The sequence below is a fragment of the Mesorhizobium sp. M5C.F.Cr.IN.023.01.1.1 genome, assembly GCF_003997585.1.
Classification (GTDB): Bacteria; Pseudomonadota; Alphaproteobacteria; order Rhizobiales; family Rhizobiaceae; genus Mesorhizobium; species Mesorhizobium wenxiniae.
Window position 1 is genome coordinate 1 of the sequence record NZ_RZSU01000095.1, and the last position, 23,821, is coordinate 23,821.

The window sequence follows — 23,821 nt, forward strand, 5'->3', positions numbered from 1 at the left end:
GGGTGAGGCTGCGGGTCATGGCGGCGCCAGTGAGCCGGCGCAATGGTAACCAGGAGATGCGGTGTTTCTTCCCACCCCCCGCTGTCCTGCCGGACACTGTCCGGCAGGACAGCGGGGGGTGTGGAGGAACTCGGCATTTGACCAAGTTTCTACGACTTCGCTACGAATTTTCATCCGCGCGATAGTGTCACGATTCCAAATAAGTGTCCGCCCAGTTCGACACCGCCCAGCGCGGGTTGTTGGCGACATTCCCCACCGTATCTCTGATAACGCTGATGAAGCTCCATTCGGCGACGTTGATCAGCGGTAGGTCGGCTGCGACCTTTTTCTGAAACTCCTTGTAAAGTTCCGTCCGCGCGGCGGGGTCGAGTGTCTCGGACGCCTTGGCGATGAGGGCGTCCAGTTCGTCGTTCTTGTAGCCGCCCTGGTTGGAGAAAGGCACCCCGTCGGGAATGCCGCTCTGCACCAGAATGGTTGTCGAGATCGCAGGGTCGCCGCGGAACACCGGCGGCCCGACCGCGAGGTCGAAAGCGTGGTCGGTGTAGACAGCCTTGATATGCGCGGCCGAGTCGTTGTTGACCAGCTGGGCGTCGATGCCGATGGCGGCGAGCGCCTGGCGCAGATAGTCGCCGAACTGCTTGGTTTCGTTGAAGTAGGGCGCCGGCAGCAGTTTCAGCGAAAAGCGCTTGCCGTCGTCGCCTCTACTGTAACCGGCTTCGTCGAGCAGTGCGTTGGCCTTGGCCACATCGAAGGCATAGGTCGGCACGTCGGTCGTATAGAATTGCGGATCGTTCTTCGGCACCGGGCCGGTGGCTGTGGCGGCGTAGCCGAGGAACACCGTCTTGACGACGAAATCCTTGTCGATGGCGTGGGCGATCGCCTGGCGCACCTTCAGGTCGGCCAGTTCCTTGCGGCGATGGTTGATCTCGACGACGAGCTGATAGGTCAGCCCCTCATAACCCTTGGTAATCACCTTGAGACCAGGCACCTTGGAGATGCGGTCGAGATCGGCCAGCGGCACCGCGGAAAAGGCGGCGAGCTGAATCTCTTCTGCCTCGAGCGCGCTTGCGGCCGAGGTGCGGTCGGGCAGCACCTGATAGATGATCTCGTCAAGGTAAGGCTGGTCCTTGCCCCAATAATCGGCATTCTTCTCCAGCCGGTAATATTCGCCTGACTTGTGTTCGGCGAATTTGAACGGGCCGGTACCAACGGGCGCATTGTTGGCCGGGTTCTCTTCGATCTTTCCGGTCTCGTAGACGTGCTTGGGCACCACGCTGCTCAGCGCCGGCAAGGCATTGCGGATCAGCTGGAACGGTGTCGGCTTGGCGAATTTGAACACAGCCGTCAGTTCGTCCGGCGTGTCGACCGCCTCCAGATCCTTGAACACGGTGCGGCCGAGATTCTGCAGCGGCTTCCAGATCTGCAGCGCCGAGAACGCGACGTCGGCGGAGGTGAAGGGTTTGCCGTCATGCCATTTGACGCCCTCGCGCAATTTGAACGTCACCGACAGGCCATCGGCGGCGCCCTCCCAGCCTATCGCCAGGCGCGGGTCGAGCCCGTCCTTGCCGTCGAAGGACGCCTCGGCCAGCGCTTCCACGATCTTGCTCGAAATGAAGAACACGCCGTTCGAAGCGACGATCGCCGGGTTGAGGTTGCGCGGCTCGGAATCGGCGGCGACGACCAGCCGCCCGCCTTTCTTCGGCGTTTGTGCCCAGCCGATTGTCGGCAGCGCCGTCGAAGCCAGCAGGAATGCCGAACCGGCAAGCACGGTGCGTCTGGAAATCGTGAAATCTGACATGATCGAACTCCGTCCCTCTCAGCCACCCGGCCGGGTTGGCCACCCTCGGACGCCAGACGGCTTCCTTGCAAGGTGATTATGAGCCTTGCCGAGGGTTTCGCCAGAGACGGATTTGGCGCATCCTCACGTGGCTTTGAAAATTTCGTGCGCTGGACCAGTTACAAGAAGGGGTCCAATCCGACCTTATCTGGTAGGACCAGACCTATCTAGTAGGACAACTGGGCACAGCCGGCGATCCGACCGGCCGGCCAGGAATTTCAGGGAGAGAGAAAGATGAACGTCGTCCCGGGCAAGAATGCCGTCAGCACCATCCCGTTCGATCATGCCAGGGTCGATCGGCTGATGGAGGAGGCCGGCATCGATGTGCTGCTCGCCACCTCCAAGCACAACACGCAATATCTGCTTGGCGGCTACAGGTTCATTTTCTTCGCCGCCATGGATGCGATCGGCCACAGCCGCTATCTGCCGATCCTTGTCTACGAGAAGGGTGGGCCGGAGCATGCTGCCTATATCGGCAACCGCATGGAGGGCGGCGAGCACCAGAACAACCCGTTCTGGACGCCGACCTTGCACGCCGCCTGTTGGGGCACGCTCGACGCCGCCAACCTCGCGGTTGAGCACCTGACGAAAATCGGCAAGGGCGATGCCCGCATCGGCATCGAGCCGGCTTTCCTGCCGTCGGATGCCTATACGCTGATCCGCAAGGCGCTGCCGGACGCCAAGCTGATCGATGCGACTGATATGCTGGAGCGCATGCGGGCGATCAAAACCGAAGCGGAACTCGACAAGCTGCGCGTCGCCTCCGAACTAATCACCGATTCCATGCTGGCAACTATTGCCTGGGCACGCGAAGGCACGACCAAGACCGAGATCATCGAGCAACTCAGGCGCGAGGAGACCAATCGCGGCGCGCATTTCGAATATTGCCTGCTGACGCTGGGCGCCAGCCACAACCGCGCCGGCTCGCCACAGGCGTGGAAGAAGGGCGAGGTAATGTCGATCGACTCAGGCGGCAACTATCACGGCTATATCGGCGACCTCTGCCGCATGGGCGTTCTGGGCGAGCCGGATGCCGAACTCGAGGACCTTTTAGCCGAGGTCGAGACGGTGCAGCAGGCGGCCTTTTCCAAGGTACGCGCCGGCACGATGGGCGGTGATATGATTTCCTATGCGGAGGGCGTGCTGAAGAAATCCAAGGTTGCGCCCTATACCGATTTCTTCGCCCACGGCATGGGGTTGATCACGCATGAAGCGCCATTCCTGATGACCAACCATCCGGTGACATATGAAGGCACCTATGCCGTAAAGCCGCTGGAGAAAAACATGGTGCTCTCGGTCGAGACCACGATGCTCCACCCGACGCGCGGCTTCATCAAGCTAGAAGACACTGTGGCGGTCACCGAGACTGGCTACGTCATGTTCGGCGATCGGGGCAGGGGTTGGAACAGAGGTGGGGTGGCTTAGCCGCCGCCCGGCGGCAGCAGCCTGAAATCCGGCAGGTCGCGCAACGCCAGTTCCGGTCCGGCGGGCGAATAGACGACGAAGAGCTGCATCGGCCCATCGCCGGTATTTAGCGTTGAATGGAAGCGGCTTTCCGGCACATAGATGGTGCAGCCGGGGCCGACCTTCGCAATGACCGGATTGCCCTTGTCGTCCTCAACCATCTGCTCGCCATTGCCTGATATGACGAAGATGATTTCCTCCGCGCCCGGGTGGTTGTGGCGCGTGTGGCCCTTGCCGGACGGCAGGTCGACGACGCCGCCGGAAAAGCGCGTCGCGCCGTTCACCTCGGGCGCCACCGTCAACGACAGTCTGCCCCAGTCGAAGCCGAAGGCGCTGACCTCCTTCGGATAGACAAACACCTTGTTCATGTCGGTCATCGTCTCATCCCTTCTTTTTCTTGGCGTCGGTTTTTGTGCCGCTTTGTCTTTTAGTTTGAGCATCGGATTTTCCCAAAACCGGTTCCCACTTTTGGGTCCGATGCTCCAGCGTGACGGCCTTGAAATCCGCTGTCTGCCTGGCGATCGCCGCTTCCGCTGGCAGCCGCTCCATCGAGCTTGCCCCGTAAAAGCCGTGCAGGCCCTTGCAGCGTTCGAGAATGTACCGGGCGTCGTCCGGCATCGAGATCGGCCCGCCATGGCAAAGCAGGATGACGTCCTTGCGCACGACACGCGCCGCCTCAGCGATGGCGTCGATCTCCGTCACGCAGTGGTCGAGCGACTTGGCCGACGTCGCGCCGATCGAGCCGCCGGTGGTCACCCCCATATGGGCGACGATGATGTCGGCGCCGGCCTTGGTCATGGCGCGGGCCTCATCGGGATTGAACACATAGGGCGTGGTCAGCAGGTCGAGTTCGTGTGCCGCGGCGATCATGTCGACCTCGAGCCCGAAGCCCATACCGGTTTCTTCGAAACTCTGCCGCATCTGGCCGTCGAACAGGCCGATGGTCGGAAAGTTCTGCACGCCGGAAAAACCCATCGTCTTCAGCTCGGTCAGCAGCAGCGGCATGATGACGAAGGGATCGGTGCCGTTGACGCCGGCCAACACCGGCGTCTTCTTCACCACCGGCAGCACCTCATAAGCCATTTCCTTGACGATCTCGTTGGCGTTGCCATAGGCGAGCAGGCCGGCGGCGGAGCCGCGCCCGGCCATGCGGTAGCGGCCGGAATTGTAGATGATGATCAGGTCGATGCCGCCGGCCTCCTCAGCCTTGGCGGACAGACCGGTGCCGGCGCCGCCGCCGACGATCGGCACGCCGCCGGCAATCATCTTGCGGAATTTCTCCAGGATCTTCTTGCGCGGTATGGCGGCCATGGCTTCGTCTCTCACTGTCTGGCGATGTCGAGAAAAGCCGCAACCGCAGCCTTGGCGAATTCTGGATCGTTGATGTGCATTGGCAGGCGCGTCACGCTTCGCGTGTCACCAGGCTTGATCGTGCGCTCGATGGCCTCGAAGAGTGCTGCATCGGCCTCGGGGTCGAAGAAAGCGCCGCCTTCGATGTCGAGCGCCGAGACGCCTTTTTCGGGAATGAGGAACCGGACCGGGCCATCGCAGAGGCTCAGTTTGGTGCCGATCCATTCGCCGATCTTGCGGCTTTCGTCAGGTGTCGTGCGCATAAGCGTCACGTTAGGATTGTGCTCGTAAAACAGCCGCCCGCCATAGCGTTCCGGAATGGTCGGCGGCGCCCAGAAATTCACCATGTCGAGCGCGCCGACCGAACCGACATAGGGCAGCCTGGTGCGGGCGATCGCGCCGAAGCGGTCTTCGGTCGCCGGCAGCACGCCGCCGAACAGGAGGTCGCAGACTTCTGTCGTCGTGATGTCGATGACGCCGGACAGCAAGCCGCTGTCGGCCAGCTTCTCCATGGTGCGGCCGCCGGTGCCGGTGGCGTGGAAGACCATGCAGTCATAGATCGATCGGAGCTGTTCGGCGATGGAAGTCACGCACGGCGTGGTCACGCCGAACATGGTGAGGGCGATCGACGGTCTGCCGTCGGGCGGCGCCGCCGGCTTTGCCGCCATGCCTGATATCGCCTGGGCGGCGTTGTGCAGCACGACACGAGACAGCCGGTTCAGGCCGGCCATGTCGGTCACCGACGGCATCATCACGATGTCGGAAACATCGACATAAGGTGCGGTGTCGCCCGAGGCGAGCGTCGAAACCATGATCTTGGGCAGGCCGAGCGGCAGCGCGCGCATGCCTGATGTGATGATCGAAGTGCCGCCGCCGCCGCCGATACCGATCAAGCCTGACATGTCGGTGCGCGATTGAACAAACCGGGTGAAAGCGATGGCCATTGCCGCCACTGCGGTGCCGCGGTCGTCGATGCCCAGTACGGCACTGCTGCCGCCGGGATGGTGGCCGGCGACCTCTTCGGCCGAGACATCGACCGGCACGGTTGGGTTGCGCGTTCCAACATCGATGCGGGCGACAGCAGCACCGGTAGCAGCGACCGCATCGGCCAGAAAGGCGAGTTCCTCACCCTTGGTGTCGGCGGTGCCCACCACATAGACGCGCTTCATTGCGTTTCCCCGGTTCTAGGCGCGCTCGGCGTTGCCGCCTGCCGCTCTTTGCCCGGCCGTTCGGCATCGCGAAGGCCATTGCAATTTTTTGAGACGCGCGTATCGTATTGACATGAACGTCTCACGTCAACAAGCGGCGGTTTCCGACGATGCCGGTTCTGGAGCCGCACGCGGACCGCGCGCGCGCACAAGACGGCTGATGCTGGAGACGGCGACAAGGCTGATGCAGGCGGGCGCCACGCCTTCGGTCAGCGAGGTCGCCGAAGCGGCGGAAGTCTCCCGCGCCACCGCCTATCGATATTTTCCAAGCCAGGCGGCCCTGGTGCAGGCGGTGGTCGACGAAGGACTTGGGCCGATCCTCACCTGGAAATCAGCCTCGGGCGATCCCGAGCGCCGCGTCGTTGAACTGTTCGATACGGCCATGCCGCGCATCGAAGCCTTCGAGGCGACCTTCAAGGCGGCGCTGAAGCTGTCGCTCGACCAGTGGGCGCGGCGGCAGGCAGGCACGCTGGGCGGCGAGCCGGCCTTCACGCGCGGCCATCGCGTCGATCTGCTCAAGGACGCGATCGCACCGCTCAAGCACCGGCTGCCGCCGCGCGAATTCAAGCGCCTGGCGCAGGCCCTGTCGTTGATCTTCGGCGTCGAAGTGCTCATCATACTGAAGGACATATGGGGGCTGGACAGCCGCAAGATGATGTCGGTAGCGCAATGGGCAGCCGGCGCCCTGGTGCGGGCTGCAGTGATGGAATCGGTAACCGAAGGAGGCAAAAGCACGCCGGCGACAGCCACGGAATAGCATTGATCTGGTTCGACCAGATTGGGATGCTGATTACCGACAATAGTCGACGGACCGTAACGCGAGCAAGGCCCTTGCGTATCAAGGAGTAGGAAAATTTAAGAAAAACAGACAGATGTTGCTGGAATCCGCTTGTCTGAGGGGCTGCCATCGTCCAAGAAAGAGCTTGACGTGTGTCCGAAATTGGTAATACCAGATCAGGACAATATGGCGGATTGAAAGTGAGGGCTGCAATCCATTCCGGCCGAGCGAGCAGGCTCGAAACCGGAACGCTGCCACCACGGGAGGAACTACCAGGGTCGGCCTCACCGCCGGCTCGCGTGATACGGTAGAATGCGCACAAGGGAGGAAATGATTATGCGCAAGACAATGACCAGCATGCTTGCTGGTATCGGCTTAGTGCTCGCCTGCGGAACGTCCGTCTACGCGCAGGACAAGGAACTCACCATATTCTGGGCTGAATGGGATCCGGCGAACTATTTGCAGGAACTCGTCAACCTTTACGAGGCCGAGAGCGGCGTGAAGGTCACGGTCGAAACCACGCCTTGGTCCGACTTCCAGACCAAGGCATTCACCGAGTTCAACGCCAAGGGCAGCGCCTACGACATGGTCGTCGGCGATTCCCAGTGGATCGGCGCCGCCTCCGAGGCGGGCCACTATGTCGACCTCACCGACTTCTTCAACAAGAACAACCTGAAGGAAGTGATGGCGCCGGCGACGGTGAAATACTACGCCGAATATCCGTCCAACTCGGGCAAATACTGGTCGATCCCGGCCGAGGGCGACGCGGTCGGCTGGTCCTATCGCAAGGACTGGTTCGAAGACCCGAAGGAGATGGAAGCCTTCAAAGCCAAGTACGGCTACGATCTCGGCGTGCCGAAGGACTGGAAGCAGCTGCGCGACATCGCCGAATTCTTTCACCGTCCCGACGAAAAGCGCTACGGTGTCGCCATCTACACCGACAACTCCTACGACGCTCTGGTGATGGGCGTCGAGAACGCCATCTTCTCCTTCGGCGGCGAACTTGGCGACTATGCCACTTACAAGGTCGACGGCATCATCAACTCTGAGCAGAACGTCAAGGCGCTCGAGGCCTACAAGGAGCTCTATTCCTTCACCCCTCCTGGCTGGGCCAAGGCGTTCTTCATCGAGGACAACCAGGCGATCACCGAGAACCTGGCGGCGATGAGCATGAACTACTTCGCCTTCTTCCCGGCGCTTATCAACGAAGCCTCGAACCCGAATGCCAAGGCCACCGGCTTCTTCGCCAACCCGCCAGGACCGAACGGCGACCAGTTCGCCGCGCTCGGCGGCCAGGGCATCTCCGTCATCTCCTATTCCCAGAATCAGGAAGAGGCGATGAAGTTCCTGGAATGGTTCATCAAAGACGAGACGCAGAAGAAATGGGCGGAGCTCGGCGGTTACACCGCGAGCGCCAAGGTGCTCGAGTCGCCTGAATTCCAGAACGCCACACCTTACAACAAGGCCTTCTACGAAACCATGTTCAAGGTGAAGGACTTCTGGGCGACGCCGGAATATGCCGAGCTGCTCATCCAGATGAACCAACGCGTCTATCCGTACATCACCGGCAATCAGGGCACGGCCAAGGAAGTGCTCGATTCGCTCGCCGCGGACTGGAACGCGACGTTCAAGAAATACAACCGCGTGAAGTAAACGGCACTAACGCTCGGAGGGGGCGGGAGCCCGCCCCTTCCGTTTTCTTTTCCGGACAAGGAAGGAACGGGCCTTGGCCACTGCAGTCATGACCACGCTGGATCCCAACTCGCGCTCTGCCGCCCGCGGCATGAGCGATATGACGATCCGCAATCTCTTCATCATTCCGACGATCGTTTTCCTGATCGTCTTCAACATCTTTCCATTGATCTATTCGCTCGGCTATTCCTTCACCGACTTTCGCGCGTCGAGCCCCGCGGCGGCCAATTTCGTCGGACTGCAGAATTACCGCGAGCTGCTCAACGACCCGTTCATCTGGTCGAATTTCGCCATCACCGCCAAATATGTGATCGTCTCCGTAGTCGGCCAGGTCATCGTCGGCTTCGGCGTGGCGCTGCTGCTCAACCGCGATATCCCGTTGAAGGGCCTGCTGACGACATTGCTGCTGTTACCGATGATGCTGTCGATGGCCGTCGTCGGCCTGTTCTGGAAACTGCTCTACGATCCGTCCTTCGGCATCATCAACTATACGCTCGGCCTCGGCTCCTTCGAGTGGCTGTCCAATCCCGACATGGCGCTCTACGCGGTTGCCATCACCGACATCTGGATGTGGTCGCCATTCGTGATGCTGCTGTCGCTCGCCGGCCTGTCGGCAGTGCCGAAGCACCTCTACGAAGCAGCCGCGATCGACCGCGCCGGTTCGTTCTATACGTTCTTTCGCATTACTCTGCCTTTGGTCGCGCCGATCCTGATGATCGCGATCATCTTTCGCACCATGGAGGCGTTCAAGACCTTCGATCTCGCCTACATCCTGACCAGCCAGCCGACCACCGAGGTGATCTCGATCCGGCTCTACAAGATGGCGTTCCAGGAATGGCAGACCGGGCGCTCCTGCGCGCTCGCCTACATCGTGCTGATCATGATCCTGGCCATCACCAACATCTACGTCAAATACCTGAACAAGGTGAAGGAGCGCTAGAATGGCCGCCGTCACCACCTCTACCGAGCGTTCGTTCAACAAGCTCGCCATCGTCGGTGTGCTGATCGTCACGATTATCTTCCTGGCGCCGATCTACTGGATAGCGTCGACGGCGTTCAAGCCGCGCAACCTCGCCACCACCATCCCGCCGACGGTGGTGTTCCAGCCGGAGATATCGCCTTTCGTAAAGCTCTTCACCAAGCGGTCGCAGTTGCGCACTGCGCCGACGCCGGAACAATACGCCGCCGCCCCGTGGTGGGAGCGCCTGGTGTTTGACGGCGGCGAGAAGGTGGTGCGCTCGGGCAGGGGCGAGGTGCAGTGGTCCGGCTATCCGAGCCGCTTCATGAATTCGCTGATCGTTGCCATCACCTCGACGATCCTCGCCGTCGGCATGGGCACTTTCACGGCTTACGGGTTCTCGCGCTTCAAGGTAAAGGGGGAAAAGGACCTGCTTTTCTTCATCCTGTCGACGCGCATGCTGCCGCCGGTCGTCGTCGCCATCCCGATGTTCCTGATGTACCGGGCGGTCGGCCTCAACGACACGCATTGGGGCCTGATCATCCTCTACACCGCCTTCAACCTCAGCTTCTCTGTATGGCTGATGAAGGGGTTCATGGACGAAATTCCGAAGGAGTACGAGGAGGCGGCCCTCGTCGACGGCTATACGCGCATGGAGGCCTTCTTCAAGATCGTGCTGCCGGAGGCGGCCACCGGCATCGCCGCCACCGCCGTGTTCTGCTTCATCACGGCGTGGAACGAATATGCCTTCGCGCTGATCATGACCAACCGCCGCGCCCAGACGGCGCCGCCGTTCATTCCAAGCCAGGTCGGTTCCGGCCTGCCCGACTGGACGGTCATCGCGGCCGGCACCTTCCTGTTCCTGCTGCCCGTCGCCATATTCACCTTCCTGTTGCGCAACCACCTCCTGCGCGGCATGTCCTTCGGAGCGATCCGCAAATGATCCGCCATGCTACAATCCAGCGCACGGCCGAGATCGTGATGGTGTGCGGCATCATCGCGCTCTGCCAGCCATGGAATCTCTTCCTGCACCGCTACGGGCTGACAATCATCATTGTCGGGCTGCTGACGTTCATGATCACCGGCTGGGTCGGTCCAAGGCAGAAGCCGCAGGCGACCGGCGCGCCGGAAAAAGAAGGTCACCCATGACCCAGATCGAGCTTCGTGGCGTCCAGAAATTCTTTGGCGCCGTTCAGGTCATCAAGGACCTCAATCTCAAGATCGACGACAACGAGTTCATCGTGCTGCTCGGCCAGTCGGGCTGCGGCAAGACGACGACGCTTCGCGCCATCGCCGGACTGGAGACGATCGACGGCGGCGATGTCCTCATCGACGGCAAGCCGGTCCAGCATCTCAAGGCTGCCGACCGCGACATTGCCATGGTCTTCCAATCGTTCTCGCTCTATCCGCATATGAGCGTCTACGAGAACATCGCTTTTCCGTTGCGCGCCATGCGCAAGAGCAAGGCCGAAATCGACGGCGAGGTGCGCTCGGTCGCCAAAGTGCTGCAGATCACCGACCTGCTCGGCAAGAAGCCGTCGGCGCTGTCGGGTGGCGACATGCAGCGCGTGGCGATCGGCCGGGCGCTGGTGCGGCGGCCGAAGGCGATGCTGATGGACGAGCCGATCGGCGCGCTCGACGCCAAGCTGCGCGAGGAGATGCGTGCGGAGATCAAGCGGCTGCACATAAAGCAGGGCTCGACCACCATCTACGTCACCCACGACCAGATCGAAGCGATGAGCCTTGCCGACCGCATCGTCATCATGCATGAGGGCGTTCTGCAACAGGTAGGCAGCCCATCGGAAGTGTATACGCACCCGGCCAATTTGTTTGTCGCGCAATTCGTTGGCTCGCCTGTGATGAACGTCGCCAACGCGGCGGTGACGATGAACGGCTCCGGCGCCAGGGTCACCGTCGACGGGGCCGCGGAAGGGTTCCTTTTCCCGGCCGAACTGGTCGGCCAGCTCGACGCCGCGAGCGTCGAGCAGAACCGCCTTGCACTCGGCATCCGCCCCGAAGGAGTGATGGTCTCGCGCGAGCCGACGGACGGTTATCTGCCGGTCGAGGCGCACATCATCGAACCGCTTGGCTCCTACGATATCGTCGACCTCAAGGTCGGGGCACAGATGTTGCGCGCCCGCACCCGTTCCGGATTCGTCGGCAAGGCGGGGGTCCAGGTCTTCGCCAAGCTCGACCCGGCGCAGGCGCACTTCTTCGACACAACAAGCGGCAATTCGCTGGAGGTGAGACTCTGATGGCCCATATCCAGCTCAAGAACATCTCGAAGACATTCGGCAATCACACCGCATTGACCGGGCTCAATCTCGACATTGCCGACGGCGAGTTCTTCGTGCTGCTCGGCGAGACCGGCGCCGGTAAGACGACGACGCTGCGCATGATCGCGGGCCTGGAAAAGCCGGACGAGGGGCAGATATTCATCGACGGCGCTGATGTCGCCGACTGGGGTGCGGCCGAGCGCGACGTGGCGCTGGTTCTGCAGCAATACTCGCTTTATCCGCGCTACACGGTGCGCGAAAACCTCGAATTTCCGCTGAAGCCAAAAATCCGCCGCATCGAGCCCGACGAGATCAAGACGCGCGTCGAGCGCGTTGCCAAGACCTTGCGCATCGAGCATCTGCTCGACCGCAAGACGGATCGCCTTTCTGGCGGCGAGATGCAGCGCGTCTCGATTGGTCGCGCCATCGTCAGGAAGCCCCGCGTATTCCTGATGGATGAGCCGCTGTCGGCCCTCGATGCCAAGCTGCGCGAGGCGCTGCGCACCGAGCTGAAGAACATCCAAATGAACCTTGGTCAGACCTTCCTGTTCGTCACGCACGATCAGATCGAGGCGATGTCGATGGGCGACAAGGTTGGCGTGCTCAATCATGGCCGCATCGTCCAGACCGGCACGCCGTATGAGATCTACAACAATCCGCGCGACACCTATGTGGCGAGCTTCGTCGGCTCGCCGCCGATGAACCTCATCGACGGCAAGCTCGTCGACGGCCGCGCGGTGATGGCACCGCTGAATTTCGAACTGCCTTTTACGGGGGGTGCCAAGACGAGCGGTGCGACCGACGGTCGCCCGCTCGTCTTCGGTATTCGTCCCGAGGATGTCTATCTCGAGAGCGGGGCGCCGGTGGAAGCGCGCGTCCACGATGTCGAGAACCATGGCGTCGAAAAGATCCTTACCCTGCGGGTCGGCGACGCCATGCTGCGGGCCACGGTGCCGGCCAGAACCGATGTCGAGATCGAGCAGCCGGTGCGCTTTGCCTGGGATCCGGACAAGGTGGTGCTGTTCGACAAGGGAAGCGGGATCAGTCTCCGCCACGCGGGCTAAGCGCACCCGTTGGGCGGGAGGATGCTAAGCGGCTTGAAGCCTCTGTCCAGGCTTAGCCGGCTTGGCGGGTCTCAGCCTGTTCCTCGGCCCGAAAATGGCTGGGAGCCGATCCGATGACGCGTTTGAACGCCCGACTGAACGAGGCGTCGGATTCATAACCGAGGCGAGCGGCGACGACGGAAATCTTCAGCCGGTCGCGGACCAGCCATTGCCGTGCCTGGTGCATTCTCACCTGGGTGACATATCTCGCCGGGGTTTCGCCGACGATCGTCGCGAAGCGTTCCGCGAAACCCGATCGCGAGGCGCCCATCATCCTGGCGAGCGTTTCCACTGTCCAATCGCGGTCCGGTTCGAGATGGATCGCGGCTAGCACGCGACCGATCTCGCGGTCTCTCACCGCCGCGATCCATCCGGACGAGTCGCCGCAACCGCGCTCGACCCATGACCGGATGACGGTGGCGGCCAGCACATCGGCAAGCCGTGCCAGAATGCCGCCGGAACCGACGCGCTCCATCGTCACTTCGCGCGCCATGGCCTCCAGCAGATGCGGAATGGCCGGTTCATAGGCTTCCAGTTCGTGCGCACGCATGACGTCCGGCATCATGCCCAGCAAAGGGTGCAAACCATCGAGATTGAAATACATGCTGCCGAAAAACAGCAGGGTCCCCGGCCGGCAGCCTTCGTTCGACAGGCAGTAAACGCCCTTGCAGACCTCTGCGACCTCGTAACCCTGGATCGGCGAAGCCTCGGTGCCCGGTTCGCTGGCCAGGACATGTGCTGCACCGCGCGGCAACAGCACCGCGTCGCCTGCATTGAGTTCCACCCATTCGCCGGACGGCTGCAGCAACCAGCATCCTGTGCGGCCGATGAAATGAAATCGCGCCGCCGTCTGAGCCGGGAACTGGATGCCCCAGGGCTCCTTCATCTCGCACCGGCCATACTCGACGCCATCAAGACGCAACCCGCGCAATATGTCTGTCAGCGGATCGCCAGTGACCGGAACTTTGGACGAATGGTCAAGCATGATGGTGTTTCTAGCATGGAAACTCCAGACGGTCACTCCCTATGTTGCGTTGCAGTCAAATGTTGCGCTGCAACCAGACCGGAGATCCATCATGACCGAACCCGCGACAGGCGTCATGGACGCCGTTCTCGACCCCGCGGAAACCGACGAACGAGCCGAGCCGGCGTGGGGGGCGGTCGTATCCCTCGCCCTCGGTGTGTTTGGGCTGGTAACCGCAGAATTCCTGCCTGCCAGTCTGCTGACGCCGCTGGCGCAGGACCTCGGTGTGACGGAGGGCACTGCCGGCCAAGCGGTGACAGCGACGGCCATTGTCGGCGCGATCGCCGCCCCGACTATGGCTATCATCACCAAACGGCTCGACCGCAGGCTAGTCATGTGGGGACTGACCGTGCTCCTGATCCTGTCGAACCTCCTGGCGGCGTTTGCGTCCTCGCTTCCCGTTCTTCTGATCGCCCGCATCATGCTCGGGATCAGCCTCGGCGGCTTCTGGTCGATGTCGGCGGCGATGGCGATGCGGCTTGTTCCGATGCGGCTGATGCCGCGCGCTATGTCGATCATCCTCACCGGCGTTTCGGTGGCGACGGTCTGTGCGGCCCCGGTTGGCGCCTATGTCGGCGACGTCTGGGGATGGCGAACGGCCTTCATGATCGCGGCTGTTGTCGGAGCCCTGGCGCTGCTGATGCAGGTCGCCACCCTTCCGAAGCTGCCGGCGGCGGGCGTGGCCAGTTTTCGCACCTTGTTGGAGGTGATGAAGCGGTCGACGATCAGGGCAGCACTTCTGGTGGTGCTGCTGGTGGCCTCGGGACACTTTGCCGGCTTCACCTATGTCCGGCCATTTCTCGAGAACGTTCCGGCACTGGATATCGAGACGATCTCGCTGGTGCTGCTCGCTTACGGCATTGGTGGGTTCTTCGGCAATTTCGCCGGCGGCTTCATGGCCGAGCGCAACCTCAAGGCAGCCGTCGGCCTGGCGCCTCTGCTGATTGCATTGTCAGCGCTCCTGCTGCTCGTTCTCGGTGCCTCACCCGTGGTGGCGGCAATGGCGGTTGCCGCCTGGGGCTTTGCCTTCGGTGCGGTGCCGGTCGGGCTGCAAACCTGGCTGGTGCGAGCCGCTCCCGACCAGGCCGAAAGCGCCGGCGGGCTTATGGTCGCCACATTCCAGGTGGCGATCGCGCTGGGTGCCATCTTCGGCGGATTGCTGGTCGATCACGCCGGCGTGGCCAGCGCATTCGCCTATTGCGGGATCGCGACCTTGCTGGCGGCTTTGGCGGCGTTTTGGCTTGGCCCGAAGCGCGCTAGTTAGGGGCGGGCCACCGATGCTCGACGCCTCCAGCGTCTCACCATTGATCAGCCCGAAACCCGGCTACGGGTTTCGGGCTGAAATCGCAGTCACGAAACGGTTCAGGCTCTCTTCGACATAGGCGGCTACCTCGATCGTGGGATCAAAACTCCACCACAGCAGCGAGCCTTGCCAATGCGAAGCCATCAACAGGCCGATGTCAGGTGGGGCACTGCCGGTTGAGGCAAAGCAGGCGTCGAGCACGTCGCACAGGGATGCCTTCCAGGACGCGCCGCGTGCGCGAAGCAAGGGGTCGCGCAGGTCCTCGCGCAGCACGAGCAACCCCTCGGCATAGGATTCGATGCCGCCATAGTCACGCGACAACGCCACCAGCAGCCCGATCGCTCCAGCCGGCGATCTTGGGGCGGCCGCGGCCAGCCTTTCCGTCTTGCCGTCCAGCCGGTCCCATGCCTGCAGCAAGGTCCTCTGCTTCAGCGCGGCCTTGCTCTTGAAACGCTGCACCAGGGTCGAGCCGGAAAGCCCGCACGCCTCGGACAGCCGCTCGAAGGTGAGCGCCTCCGGGCCATGCGCGTAAATCAGCCTGTGCGCTGCTTCGAGCACGTCTTCATCGGACTGGGTTTTTGGCCGAGGCATCTTGACATCCATTTATAACCGAATGATCGTTTATATATTACAATGGTGACAAAAACCAGCGCCTGCCTGGTCGAATCGAGATTTGGGAGAACGTAATGACGCTTCAAGGAAAAGTCGCTCTGGTCGCCGGCGCTACGCGTGGGGCCGGCCGGGGCATTGCGGTCGAACTGGGTGCAGCGCGCGCGACCGTCTACGTCACCGGCAGGTCGACGCGCGGCAATCCATCCGAATATGCCCGCCCGGAAACCATCGAGGAAACGGCTGAGCTGGTCACAGCGCTTGGCGGCAAAGGCATTGCGGTGCGGGTCGATCACCTGATCTCCCAGGACGTGGGCAAATTGATCGACCGGATCCGCGCCGAACAGGGCCGCCTCGATATATTGGTCAATGACATATGGGGCGGCGAAAAGCTGTTCGAATGGAACAAGCCGGTCTGGGAGCACAATCTCGACAATGGGCTGCGCATGCTCAAGCTCGGCATCGACACGCATCTGATCACCGCCCACCATGCGTTACCGCTCATGATCGAGCGTCCCGGCGGGCTGCTGGTCGAAGTCACCGACGGCACCGCCGAATACAATGCCGACCACTATCGGCTGTCGCCCTTTTACGATCTCGCCAAGGTCTCGGTGACGCGTATGGCATGGGCTCACGCCAAGGATCTCGCCGCGCATGGCGCCACTTCGGTCTCGCTGACGCCCGGCTGGCTGCGGTCCGAAATGATGTTGGAGGCGTTCGGTGTCACCGAAGAGAATTGGCGCGAGGCGACCGCAAGGGTGCCGCACTTCGTCATCTCGGAGACACCGCGCTTCATTGGCCGCGCGATAGCGGCACTGGCTGCGGACCCGGATCGCTCGCGCTGGAACGGACAGTCGCTATCGAGCGGAGGGTTGGCGCAGATCTATGGCTTCACCGATGTCGACGGCTCGCGCCCTGATGCCTGGCGCTATGTTCCGGAAATCCAGGATGCCGGTAAGCCGGCCGACGCGGCGGGGTACCGCTAGATTGGTTGAGGACCGCGAGCCGACAGCCGCTTCAGCTTCAAGCCGAGCGACCATCGAAATCGATCACCGGCACAGCGTCCAGATCGAGATCGTCGATGCAATGGAGATTGACGTAGGCGCTTCGTTCGCCCCCTTCGCTGACGTCCTCGGCGAAGGGATGGATGCCGCAGGTCCGGCAGAACCGGTGGGCGATGACATGGTTGCCGAAGGCGTATTTGCCAAGATCGTCGCCCCAGGCAAGCACCCGCAATGCCTCGCGCGGCACGGCCCATAGCAGCGCGCCCTTGCGCGAGCAGATCGAGCAATTGCATCGCACGGCGCCGGTCAGATCGCCGTCGACCTCGAACGCGACCTTGCCGCAGTGGCAGTTGCCTTTGTAGAGCATGTCTTCCTCCTTCGGTCCGACTGGGGTGCAAATCCGCCCATGCCGGGTTATGTCTCGCCGAGCCACGTATTGGCTGTTGCCTGTAAGACGTTGCAGGCGCCTGGAGTCCGACACCGAAAATGCAATCCGTCCGCGACCGCCTCGAAGTCGTCCTTTCGCGTCTCGCCGTCCGCGCGGACAATGAAAGCGTGTTCGTAAAGCTCTATCCGGAAGCCGCACGGGCAGCAGCCGATGCCGCCGATGGTCGGCGCAGAGCCGGCGTGACGCTCGGGGCCGCTCGACGGAACAATTCTGTCGATCAAAGACCTGTTCGATGTCGCCGGTGAGCCGACCACGGCCGGATCATTGTTGCTCAACACCGCGGCGCCGGCGCTGCGGGATGCCGTCATCGTGCAACGATTGCGGCAGGCGGGCGCTGTCATCTTCAGCAAGACCAATATGACCGAATTCGCCTTCACCGCAATCGGCGTCAACCCGCATTACGGCACGCCCGGCAATGCGGCCGACGCCAGCCGGATTGCGGGTGGCTCATCCTCCGGCGCCGGTGTTTCCGTCGCCGAAGGCACGAGCGAGATCTCGATCGGTTCTGACACCGGCGGTTCGGTGCGCATTCCGGCATCGCTGAACGGTGTCGTCGGGTTCAAGCCGACGGCACCCCGGGTGCCGCGTGATGGCGTTCTCTCGCTGTCGGCCACGTTGGACTCTATTGGCCCGCTTGCCCGCACCGTCGCCGAATGTGCCGCAGCCGACGCGGTGATGGCGGGCGAGGAGACTGTGGCTCTGGTTCCGCTTCCGTTTGCCGGACTGCGCATCGGCATTCCGCGCGGCGCGCTCTTCGAGGATACGGAAAAAGAGGTCTTGGCGGCGTTCGAGCGATGTGTTCGCAAGGTAGAGCTTGCGGGTGCATACCTCGCCGATCTGTCCATCGATGACCTCCTTGCCGATTTGCGAGGGGTAACCAAGCGGGCCTCGATCGCGGCAATGGAGGGCGCCGCGGTACATGCAGATTGGCTGGCGACAGGTGTGACGACGCCGGTCGATCCGCGGGTGAGCGAGCCGTTGTCGCGCGCCGCCGCCGTTCCGGCCACGGCCTATATAAGGGCAATCCGCCGCCGCACGGCGCTTGTCGCCGCCATGGACGAGCGGCTGGTGTCCGTCGATGTGCTGGCCCTGCCGACCACACCGGTCATCGCGCCGACCATCGTGTCTATGACCAGCGACGAAGCTCTATGTATGCGTACGGAAGGCCTTCTGTTGCGCAACACGCAGGTCGCCAACCAGTTCGACCTCTGCGCGATCTCGCTGCCGATGCCGGGAATGGCGCGCCCGGCCGGGCTGATGCTGGTGGCGCGCCACGGCCACGACCACCGTCTCCTGCGCATCGCGGCGGAGTCGAGGCACTGCTTAAAGCGCGTCGCGTCTGAACGGGTTCATGCGACGCGCTTTAAATTCTTGTTTCTTGCATGTCGTTATCGCAAAACCGCTGCGCACTTGCGCAACATGCATTAGCCGTTGAGGTGCTCAGATATCGGCCGGAAACCGCCGCCGGTAGTGCTCGACCACTTCGGGATTGCGCAGATTGACCGGCAATTTGTTGGCCAGCACCAGCAAGGCTTCATCAGCCGAACCGACGCCCATGCGCATCATCGATTGCTCGGTGATGCCGGCCATGTGCGGCGTGACGATGACATTGTCGAAGCCGAAATAGGGATGATCTGAAGGCAGCGGCTGCGTCGCAAAGACGTCGAGCGCGGCACCGCCGATGCTGCCCTTTTGCAGGGCTTCGATCAGCGCATCGTCGTCGATCACCGGCCCGCGCGAAATATTGATCAGCAGCGCATGTGGCTTCATTCGACCGATGCGCTCGCGGTTGATAAGACCGCGCGTCTCCGGTGTCAGCGGGCAGCACAGAACGACGATGTCGCTCTGCTCGATCAGTGCGTCGATCGACAGGAAGCCCACCCTGTCGAGCGCCGGCCTCATGCTGCGCGTCGTCGCTACCACGTTCAGGTCGAAACCATGTGCCGCGATATGGCCGACTGCCTGTCCGATGGCGCCGAAGCCGACAATGCCGATCGTTTTGCCGGCGAGCTCGCTGGCGAGAATGGTGTGGTCGCGGCCGGCCAGCCAGCCCTTCGCCCGCAAGTCGCGGTCCACCATGCGGAAACGCCGAAGCAGCGCCAGAGCCGCGAACATCACGTATTCGGCGACCGACCGTGCATTGACCGCCGGCACGTTTGCCACCAGCACTCCGGCTGCAGTGGCCGCTTCCATCGGAACCATGTCGAGCCCGGCGCCGTGGCGGATCGCAGCCCGGAGCTTCGTAGCACCTTCGAAAAGCGCTGATGGCAGCGGGGCGCGAACGATGATGATATCGGCGTGCCTCGCCTCGGCGGCCAGCGTGTCCGCATCGAGGGCGGAAGCGACGACGAGTTCGCCGGCACCAGTCAGCATGGCGGAGGCGCGCGGGTGCAGCGTGTGCGTCAACAGGATTTTAGGCATATCAGACCTGTTCGAGTGCTGGGCTGTGAGGTTCTGCCTCGCCGCCCTCGATCAGGCCTTTCCAGTAACTTTCCGCGCCTTGTAGATGGGCACTCATCAGCGCCTGGGCGAGATTGCCGTCGCGGCGCAGCAGCGCCTCGTAGATCTGGATGTGTTCGGCATGCGAGCGCACGCTGCGTTCGGGATCGTTGAAATAGATCGGCAGGCGTTGCTCGCCCATCATGTAATAGACGCTGCATATGTTGTGAAAAACGCTGTTCTTGGTTGCCCGCACGATTTCAAGGTGAAATTCGCGGTCCTCCTTGGCGAGGCCCTCGCCTGCCGCAATGCGCTCTTCCGACGCCTTCAGGATTTCGCGCAGCCGCTCGAAATTTTCCTCGGTAGCGCGCGAACAGGCAAGCTCGGCGGCCTTGATCTCGTGGATCTTGCGCAACTCGACCGTCTCGTAGATCTGGATCGGATCAAGCGGCAGGCCGGCCCTGGCAAAAAGCGCCATCGCCTCGACGCTGGCCTGCTTGGTGTCGATGTAGATGCCGGACTTGGCCCGGCGCTCGACGATGCGCATAGCTTCGAGGATGGCCAGCGCCTCGCGGATCTGGCCGCGGCTGACGGCGAAATGCTCCGCCAGTTCACGCTCCGACGGCGTTCGGCCCGTCGCCTTGTCGGAGTGGGAGAACAGATAGGCAGCGAGTTCCGCGAGAAGGTTCTTTTCTTTCATGATCAGCCGCGTAGCGCGTGCGCCTCCAGGAACCGTTCCGAAAGGGTGAATCCCAGTCCGGGCTTCTCCGGGATCGCTATCATACCGTCCTTTGCTTCGACAGTCTCCTCGATCAGATCGTGGATCATCGGGTTGGCGCCGAGCGAATACTCGATGGTAAAGCTAGCCGGCGAAGCAGCGCAGACATGCAGCCCGGCAAAGAAGCAAGGCGCGCCAGCCCACAGATGCGGCGCAAAGCGCAGATTGAAGGCGCTGGCGATGGTGCCGATCTTTATCGCCTCGCTGATGCCGCCGCAAAAGGCCGGGTCAGGCTGGAAGATATCGGCCGCCTTGAGCGTGGCGAGATCGCGGAAAGCATAGCGCGTCGCTTCGCTTTCGCCGGTGGCGATCGGGATGGAGCCGGACGCCCGCACTTCGGCCATGCCGGGCTTGTCGTCGGCGATGACCGGCTCCTCGAACCAGGCCAGATCGAGATCGCCGGCGAGACGGATGAAGCGCTTGGCTTCCGCCACCGTATAGGTGCCATGCGCATCGACCATCAGGTCGACCTCGGGGCCGAGCGCCTGTCTTGCGGCGCGCACGCGGGCGGCGGAAAGATGCGGAGCGCCGTCCATCGCGCCGATCCGCATCTTCAGCGCCTTGAAACCGCCCTTGGCGATATAGGATTTTAACTGGTCGCCGATCGCCTCGGTGGAGGCCCAGCCGCCGGAAGCATAGGCGGGCATGCGGTCGAGCTTGCGGCCGCCGAGCAGCCGCCAGACTGGAACCCCCTGCGCCTTGCCCAGAATATCCCACAACGCGATGTCGACGGCGCTGATCGCAGCGACGCTGATGCCGCGCCGCGCCAGTTGCGGCATGGCGTGGCCGTTTTGCGCGGCACTGTCGTGGCGCACGCCATTGTAGAGCATCTCCCAGATCACCCCGATGTCGGCCGGATCGCAGCCGATCAGCTGCGGGCCGACCTCGTGGTTCAGCATGTGGACGAGGGCGCCATAGCTGCCGGTGCTGCCGGCAGCATTCTTGCCTTCGCCCCAGCCGACCAGCCCGTCGTCGGTCTCGATGCGCAGGATGGCGGCGTCAAACGTCGTCACCTGACCGAAGTCGCTGCGGTGCTGCTTCGCGGCTTCGATCGGTATACGGACCCACCAGGCTTGGACCGTCTTGATGCGCATGTTCATCCCCGGCCTTGCCGCCGGTCAGGGCGGAAGGCTCATTCTCAAACGGACCGACTACTTGATCAGCGGCAGCAACGTTTCAGCGTTGATACGCATCTGATCGGTGTAGAACTTTTCCGTCAGCACGCTGGAACCATGGTCCTGAATGAATTTGAGCTGCTCCGGCGAGATGTCGACCGGATTGCGTTCGACCATGTCGGGATAGGGAGCAGCCGGCGTGCGGTCGACGGGGGCGACGAACTCGTTGGTCAGCGCGCCGTCGTAACCGACCTCCTTCAGCGTGCCGACGATCTTCGGCCAGTCGATCTGTCCGAGACCGGCGGCGAAGCGGTTGTTGTCGGCGACATGGAAGTCGAACAGGCGCTTGCCGACCTGCCGGATGGCGTCATAGACGTTAAATTCTTCCATGTGAATGTGGTAGGCGTCGAGGCAGACGCCGCATTCGGGGCTGACTGCATCGGCCAGCGCCAGCGCCTGGGCGCCACGGTTGAACAGATAGGTCTCGAACCGGTTGAGCGGCTCGACCGCGATCTTGACACCGACCTTCTTGGCATGGGTGAAGCATTCCCTGGTGGCGTCGACCACCCATTTCCATTCTTCTTCTTCGGTGCCGTCCGGCACCACCTTGCCGACGGTGGCGGGAACCAGGGTGATGATCTCGCCGTCGAGTTCGCTTACCATCGTCAGCACATCCTTGACGTACTGTACGGAGCGCTCGCGCTGGCCCTGGTCCTTGGCGGCGAGATTGCGCTCGCCCAGCATCAGCGTCACCGCCCCCCAGCAGCGGATGCCGTGCTCCTTCAGGAGCGCGCGCGTCTCCTCGGTCTTGTATTGCTCGGGCTCGCCGGAAATTTCGATCGACTCATAGCCGAATTTCTTGATGCGTTTGAGCGTCGTCTCCAATGGTTCCGCCCGCATCCAGTTGTGCGTCGAAAGATGCATGGTCTGTCCTTCCCAGAATTCGCCTGTAACAGTTCGCCTGCGACGCACTCCACCAGAGTGCGTTGCATGATTTTCTCCCCAAGGCGCTCCAGAATTTGTCGTAAACTGGTTCGACCAATTGGGCGTGAAAAGAGGTCTACAGCAATTTCAACTGGACGGCAAGAAATCCTACAAGGCAGCCCCGGTCCATGATTATTTCATTGATAAAACTGGCGTATTAGTCCGCTGCCCGGCAATTTTCGCAGCGCTGGTTGCGAGTGGCACCGCTTGACCAAATGACCATATTTGGTAATACCAGAATAGCGGTGCGTACTAGCGCCTGTCGAGAAAAGACCAAAGAGGCTGGCCCTGCTTTCAATCGGCGCTATGCTTGGTCGTGGATAATTAGGGAGGATGCCGATGCCGTCGACAATGAAGGGTCCTGGGCTGTTTCTGGCGCAGTTCGCAGGCGATGCCGCACCGTTCAATTCGCTGCCGGCGATCACCAAATGGGCGGCCGGGCTGGGCTACAAGGGCGTGCAGATCCCGACCTGGGACAGCCGGCTGTTCGACCTCGAGAAGGCGGCGTCTTCCCAAGCCTATTGCGACGAAGTGAAGGGCATCTGCACCGAGGCGGGCGTTGAGATCACCGAGCTGTCGACGCACCTGCAGGGACAGTTGGTGGCGGTGCATCCGGCCTATGACGCGCAGTTCGATGGCTTCGCGCCGCCTGCGGTGCACAATAATCCTAAAGCCAGGCAGCAATGGGCGGTCGAACAGATGAAGTTCGGCGCCAAGGCTTCGAAGAATCTCGGGCTTAAGGCGTCGGTGTCGTTTTGCGGAGCGTTGGCCTTCCCCTACCTTTATCCTTGGCCGCAACGGCCGGCGGGATTGATCGAGGAAGCATTTTCCGAACTGGGAAAACGCTGGAAGCCGATCCTCGACGTCTATGAGGACAATGGCGTCGACGTCGGTTACGAAATCCATCCGGGCGAGGACGTCTTCGACGGTGCGACCTTCGAGATGTTCCTCGACGCGGTGGGCGGCCACAAGCGCTGCAACATCAATTACGATCCGTCGCATTTCCTGTTGCAGCAGCTCGACTATCTCGAATTCATCGACATCTATCACCAGCGGATCAAGGCGTTCCACGCCAAGGATGCCGAGTTCAATCCGACCGGCCGGCAAGGCGTCTATTCCGGTTATCAGAGCTGGACGAACCGGGCCGGGCGTTTCCGCTCGCTCGGCGACGGACAGGTGGATTTCGGCGGCATCTTCTCCAAACTCGCCCAATATGACTACGATTCATGGGCGGTGCTGGAATGGGAATGCTGCCTGAAGCACCCCGAGGATGGCGCGGCCGAAGGCGCTCCCTTCATCCAGCATCACATCATCAGGGTGACGGAAAAAGCATTCGACGATTTCGCCGGCGGCGCGACCGACAAAAAGGTGCTGCGCGCCATGATGGGAATCTAGCGCTTTTTTCCCTCCCTCGAGGGAGGGTCGATCCGCGCAGCGGATCGGGGTGGGGT

At 62.2% G+C, this 23,821-nt stretch carries 22 protein-coding genes and 1 pseudogene; 12 read left to right on the forward strand and 11 right to left on the reverse strand.

The features are described 5' to 3' along the window. Nucleotides 1-187: 187 nt before the first annotated feature. The gene (locus tag EOA78_RS27635) at nucleotides 188-1,798 is read right to left on the reverse strand and encodes an ABC transporter substrate-binding protein (protein ID WP_127318034.1); all 1,611 of its coding nucleotides are present in this window, start codon (nucleotides 1,796-1,798) and stop codon (nucleotides 188-190) included. A gap of 273 nt (nucleotides 1,799-2,071) precedes the next feature. Between EOA78_RS27635 and EOA78_RS27640 the strand changes: the two genes are divergently transcribed. Further along, entirely contained in the window at nucleotides 2,072-3,262 is a 1,191-nt protein-coding gene (locus tag EOA78_RS27640) for a Xaa-Pro peptidase family protein (protein WP_127318036.1), read from the forward strand. Here the strand turns inward: EOA78_RS27640 and EOA78_RS27645 are convergent. From EOA78_RS27645 to EOA78_RS27655, 3 genes are read right to left on the reverse strand one after another with little or no spacing between them, the layout of a single operon-like run. Beyond that, nucleotides 3,259-3,678, reverse strand: coding sequence for a cupin domain-containing protein (locus tag EOA78_RS27645; RefSeq protein ID WP_127318038.1), 420 nt, complete (start codon nucleotides 3,676-3,678; stop codon nucleotides 3,259-3,261). The genes EOA78_RS27640 and EOA78_RS27645 overlap by 4 nt on opposite strands. Nucleotides 3,679-3,682: 4 nt before the next feature. Beyond that, nucleotides 3,683-4,612, reverse strand: coding sequence for a phosphoenolpyruvate hydrolase family protein (locus tag EOA78_RS27650; protein ID WP_127318040.1), 930 nt, complete (start codon nucleotides 4,610-4,612; stop codon nucleotides 3,683-3,685). 11 nt (nucleotides 4,613-4,623) lie between these two features. After that, entirely contained in the window at nucleotides 4,624-5,820 is a 1,197-nt protein-coding gene (locus tag EOA78_RS27655) for a Tm-1-like ATP-binding domain-containing protein (RefSeq protein ID WP_127318042.1), read from the reverse strand. 112 nt (nucleotides 5,821-5,932) lie between these two features. On the opposite strand from EOA78_RS27655, the gene EOA78_RS27660 reads away from it, so the two are divergent. The 7 genes from EOA78_RS27660 (at nucleotide 5,933) to EOA78_RS27690 (ending at nucleotide 12,627) form a co-directional block, all read left to right on the forward strand. Then, nucleotides 5,933-6,616 carry a TetR/AcrR family transcriptional regulator gene (locus tag EOA78_RS27660; protein WP_127318044.1) on the forward strand — a complete coding sequence of 228 codons (684 nt, stop codon included), beginning with the start codon at nucleotides 5,933-5,935 and terminating at the stop codon, nucleotides 6,614-6,616. Between the two features lie 357 nt (nucleotides 6,617-6,973). Beyond that, nucleotides 6,974-8,290 (forward strand): extracellular solute-binding protein, encoded by a 1,317-nt coding sequence (locus EOA78_RS27665; RefSeq protein WP_127318046.1) that lies wholly within the window; start codon nucleotides 6,974-6,976, stop codon nucleotides 8,288-8,290. Nucleotides 8,291-8,363: 73 nt separating this feature from the next. Continuing rightward, nucleotides 8,364-9,269, forward strand: coding sequence for a sugar ABC transporter permease (locus EOA78_RS27670; protein WP_127318048.1), 906 nt, complete (start codon nucleotides 8,364-8,366; stop codon nucleotides 9,267-9,269). A 1-nt stretch (nucleotide 9,270) separates the two neighbouring features. After that, entirely contained in the window at nucleotides 9,271-10,230 is a 960-nt protein-coding gene (locus tag EOA78_RS27675) for a carbohydrate ABC transporter permease (RefSeq protein ID WP_127318050.1), read from the forward strand. After that, nucleotides 10,227-10,436: a hypothetical protein gene (locus tag EOA78_RS27680; protein ID WP_065009763.1), complete on the forward strand. Its 210-nt coding sequence runs from the start codon at nucleotides 10,227-10,229 to the stop codon at nucleotides 10,434-10,436. The genes EOA78_RS27675 and EOA78_RS27680 overlap by 4 nt, the downstream gene beginning before the upstream one ends. Then, nucleotides 10,433-11,542 carry an ABC transporter ATP-binding protein gene (locus tag EOA78_RS27685; RefSeq protein WP_127318052.1) on the forward strand — a complete coding sequence of 370 codons (1,110 nt, stop codon included), beginning with the start codon at nucleotides 10,433-10,435 and terminating at the stop codon, nucleotides 11,540-11,542. The genes EOA78_RS27680 and EOA78_RS27685 overlap by 4 nt, the downstream gene beginning before the upstream one ends. Next, complete coding sequence (locus tag EOA78_RS27690) at nucleotides 11,542-12,627, forward strand: ABC transporter ATP-binding protein (protein ID WP_127318054.1); 1,086 nt, start codon at nucleotides 11,542-11,544, stop codon at nucleotides 12,625-12,627. The genes EOA78_RS27685 and EOA78_RS27690 overlap by 1 nt, the downstream gene beginning before the upstream one ends. Nucleotides 12,628-12,679: 52 nt before the next feature. On the opposite strand, the gene EOA78_RS27695 is transcribed toward EOA78_RS27690, so the two are convergent. Continuing rightward, nucleotides 12,680-13,651, reverse strand: coding sequence for an AraC family transcriptional regulator (locus EOA78_RS27695; protein WP_127318056.1), 972 nt, complete (start codon nucleotides 13,649-13,651; stop codon nucleotides 12,680-12,682). Nucleotides 13,652-13,742: 91 nt separating this feature from the next. Between EOA78_RS27695 and EOA78_RS27700 the strand changes: the two genes are divergently transcribed. Continuing rightward, nucleotides 13,743-14,954, forward strand: a complete 1,212-nt coding sequence (locus EOA78_RS27700; protein WP_127318058.1) for an MFS transporter — start codon at nucleotides 13,743-13,745, stop codon at nucleotides 14,952-14,954. Between the two features lie 60 nt (nucleotides 14,955-15,014). Here the strand turns inward: EOA78_RS27700 and EOA78_RS27705 are convergent, their stop codons facing one another. Then, a complete protein-coding gene (locus EOA78_RS27705) occupies nucleotides 15,015-15,584 on the reverse strand; it encodes a helix-turn-helix domain-containing protein (RefSeq protein ID WP_127318060.1) in 570 nt (189 codons plus the stop codon). A gap of 95 nt (nucleotides 15,585-15,679) precedes the next feature. On the opposite strand from EOA78_RS27705, the gene EOA78_RS27710 reads away from it, so the two are divergent. Then, on the forward strand, nucleotides 15,680-16,588 hold the full coding sequence (locus EOA78_RS27710) for an SDR family oxidoreductase (protein ID WP_127318062.1): 909 nt from the start codon (nucleotides 15,680-15,682) through the stop codon (nucleotides 16,586-16,588). 37 nt (nucleotides 16,589-16,625) lie between these two features. Here EOA78_RS27710 and EOA78_RS27715 read toward each other — a convergent pair whose 3' ends face one another. Further along, nucleotides 16,626-16,973 (reverse strand): GFA family protein, encoded by a 348-nt coding sequence (locus EOA78_RS27715; protein ID WP_127318064.1) that lies wholly within the window; start codon nucleotides 16,971-16,973, stop codon nucleotides 16,626-16,628. A gap of 119 nt (nucleotides 16,974-17,092) precedes the next feature. On the opposite strand from EOA78_RS27715, the pseudogene EOA78_RS27720 reads away from it, so the two are divergent. Next, a pseudogene (locus EOA78_RS27720) lies at nucleotides 17,093-18,362 on the forward strand (amidase); the annotation flags it as partial. A 132-nt stretch (nucleotides 18,363-18,494) separates the two neighbouring features. Here EOA78_RS27720 and EOA78_RS27725 read toward each other — a convergent pair. The 4 genes from EOA78_RS27725 to EOA78_RS27740 are packed head-to-tail and all read right to left on the reverse strand — an operon-like array spanning nucleotide 18,495 to nucleotide 22,310. Next, nucleotides 18,495-19,475 (reverse strand): hydroxyacid dehydrogenase, encoded by a 981-nt coding sequence (locus EOA78_RS27725; RefSeq protein ID WP_127318066.1) that lies wholly within the window; start codon nucleotides 19,473-19,475, stop codon nucleotides 18,495-18,497. Between the two features lies 1 nt (nucleotide 19,476). Then, a complete protein-coding gene (locus tag EOA78_RS27730; RefSeq protein ID WP_127318068.1) occupies nucleotides 19,477-20,193 on the reverse strand; it encodes a FadR/GntR family transcriptional regulator in 717 nt (238 codons plus the stop codon). Between the two features lie 2 nt (nucleotides 20,194-20,195). After that, nucleotides 20,196-21,365, reverse strand: coding sequence for a mandelate racemase/muconate lactonizing enzyme family protein (locus EOA78_RS27735; protein ID WP_127318070.1), 1,170 nt, complete (start codon nucleotides 21,363-21,365; stop codon nucleotides 20,196-20,198). A 57-nt stretch (nucleotides 21,366-21,422) separates the two neighbouring features. Next, nucleotides 21,423-22,310, reverse strand: coding sequence for a sugar phosphate isomerase/epimerase (locus tag EOA78_RS27740; protein WP_127318072.1), 888 nt, complete (start codon nucleotides 22,308-22,310; stop codon nucleotides 21,423-21,425). 399 nt (nucleotides 22,311-22,709) lie between these two features. On the opposite strand from EOA78_RS27740, the gene EOA78_RS27745 reads away from it, so the two are divergent. After that, nucleotides 22,710-23,765, forward strand: coding sequence for a sugar phosphate isomerase/epimerase (locus tag EOA78_RS27745; RefSeq protein WP_127318074.1), 1,056 nt, complete (start codon nucleotides 22,710-22,712; stop codon nucleotides 23,763-23,765). Nucleotides 23,766-23,821 lie beyond the last annotated feature (56 nt).

Bases quoted from the DNA above. Each gene is read 5' to 3' on its own strand.
- EOA78_RS27635 (WP_127318034.1), bottom strand. From the start codon at position 1,798: ATGTCAGATTTCACGATTTCCAGACGCACCGTGCTTGCCGGTTCGGCA.
- EOA78_RS27640 (WP_127318036.1), top strand. From the start codon at position 2,072: ATGAACGTCGTCCCGGGCAAGAATGCCGTCAGCACCATCCCGTTCGAT.
- EOA78_RS27645 (WP_127318038.1), bottom strand. From the start codon at position 3,678: ATGACCGACATGAACAAGGTGTTTGTCTATCCGAAGGAGGTCAGCGCC.
- EOA78_RS27650 (WP_127318040.1), bottom strand. From the start codon at position 4,612: ATGGCCGCCATACCGCGCAAGAAGATCCTGGAGAAATTCCGCAAGATG.
- EOA78_RS27655 (WP_127318042.1), bottom strand. From the start codon at position 5,820: ATGAAGCGCGTCTATGTGGTGGGCACCGCCGACACCAAGGGTGAGGAA.
- EOA78_RS27660 (WP_127318044.1), top strand. From the start codon at position 5,933: ATGAACGTCTCACGTCAACAAGCGGCGGTTTCCGACGATGCCGGTTCT.
- EOA78_RS27665 (WP_127318046.1), top strand. From the start codon at position 6,974: ATGCGCAAGACAATGACCAGCATGCTTGCTGGTATCGGCTTAGTGCTC.
- EOA78_RS27675 (WP_127318050.1), top strand. From the start codon at position 9,271: ATGGCCGCCGTCACCACCTCTACCGAGCGTTCGTTCAACAAGCTCGCC.
- EOA78_RS27680 (WP_065009763.1), top strand. From the start codon at position 10,227: ATGATCCGCCATGCTACAATCCAGCGCACGGCCGAGATCGTGATGGTG.
- EOA78_RS27685 (WP_127318052.1), top strand. From the start codon at position 10,433: ATGACCCAGATCGAGCTTCGTGGCGTCCAGAAATTCTTTGGCGCCGTT.
- EOA78_RS27690 (WP_127318054.1), top strand. From the start codon at position 11,542: ATGGCCCATATCCAGCTCAAGAACATCTCGAAGACATTCGGCAATCAC.
- EOA78_RS27695 (WP_127318056.1), bottom strand. From the start codon at position 13,651: ATGCTTGACCATTCGTCCAAAGTTCCGGTCACTGGCGATCCGCTGACA.
- EOA78_RS27700 (WP_127318058.1), top strand. From the start codon at position 13,743: ATGACCGAACCCGCGACAGGCGTCATGGACGCCGTTCTCGACCCCGCG.
- EOA78_RS27705 (WP_127318060.1), bottom strand. From the start codon at position 15,584: ATGCCTCGGCCAAAAACCCAGTCCGATGAAGACGTGCTCGAAGCAGCG.
- EOA78_RS27710 (WP_127318062.1), top strand. From the start codon at position 15,680: ATGACGCTTCAAGGAAAAGTCGCTCTGGTCGCCGGCGCTACGCGTGGG.
- EOA78_RS27715 (WP_127318064.1), bottom strand. From the start codon at position 16,973: ATGCTCTACAAAGGCAACTGCCACTGCGGCAAGGTCGCGTTCGAGGTC.
- EOA78_RS27725 (WP_127318066.1), bottom strand. From the start codon at position 19,475: ATGCCTAAAATCCTGTTGACGCACACGCTGCACCCGCGCGCCTCCGCC.
- EOA78_RS27730 (WP_127318068.1), bottom strand. From the start codon at position 20,193: ATGAAAGAAAAGAACCTTCTCGCGGAACTCGCTGCCTATCTGTTCTCC.
- EOA78_RS27735 (WP_127318070.1), bottom strand. From the start codon at position 21,365: ATGCGCATCAAGACGGTCCAAGCCTGGTGGGTCCGTATACCGATCGAA.
- EOA78_RS27740 (WP_127318072.1), bottom strand. From the start codon at position 22,310: ATGCATCTTTCGACGCACAACTGGATGCGGGCGGAACCATTGGAGACG.
- EOA78_RS27745 (WP_127318074.1), top strand. From the start codon at position 22,710: ATGCCGTCGACAATGAAGGGTCCTGGGCTGTTTCTGGCGCAGTTCGCA.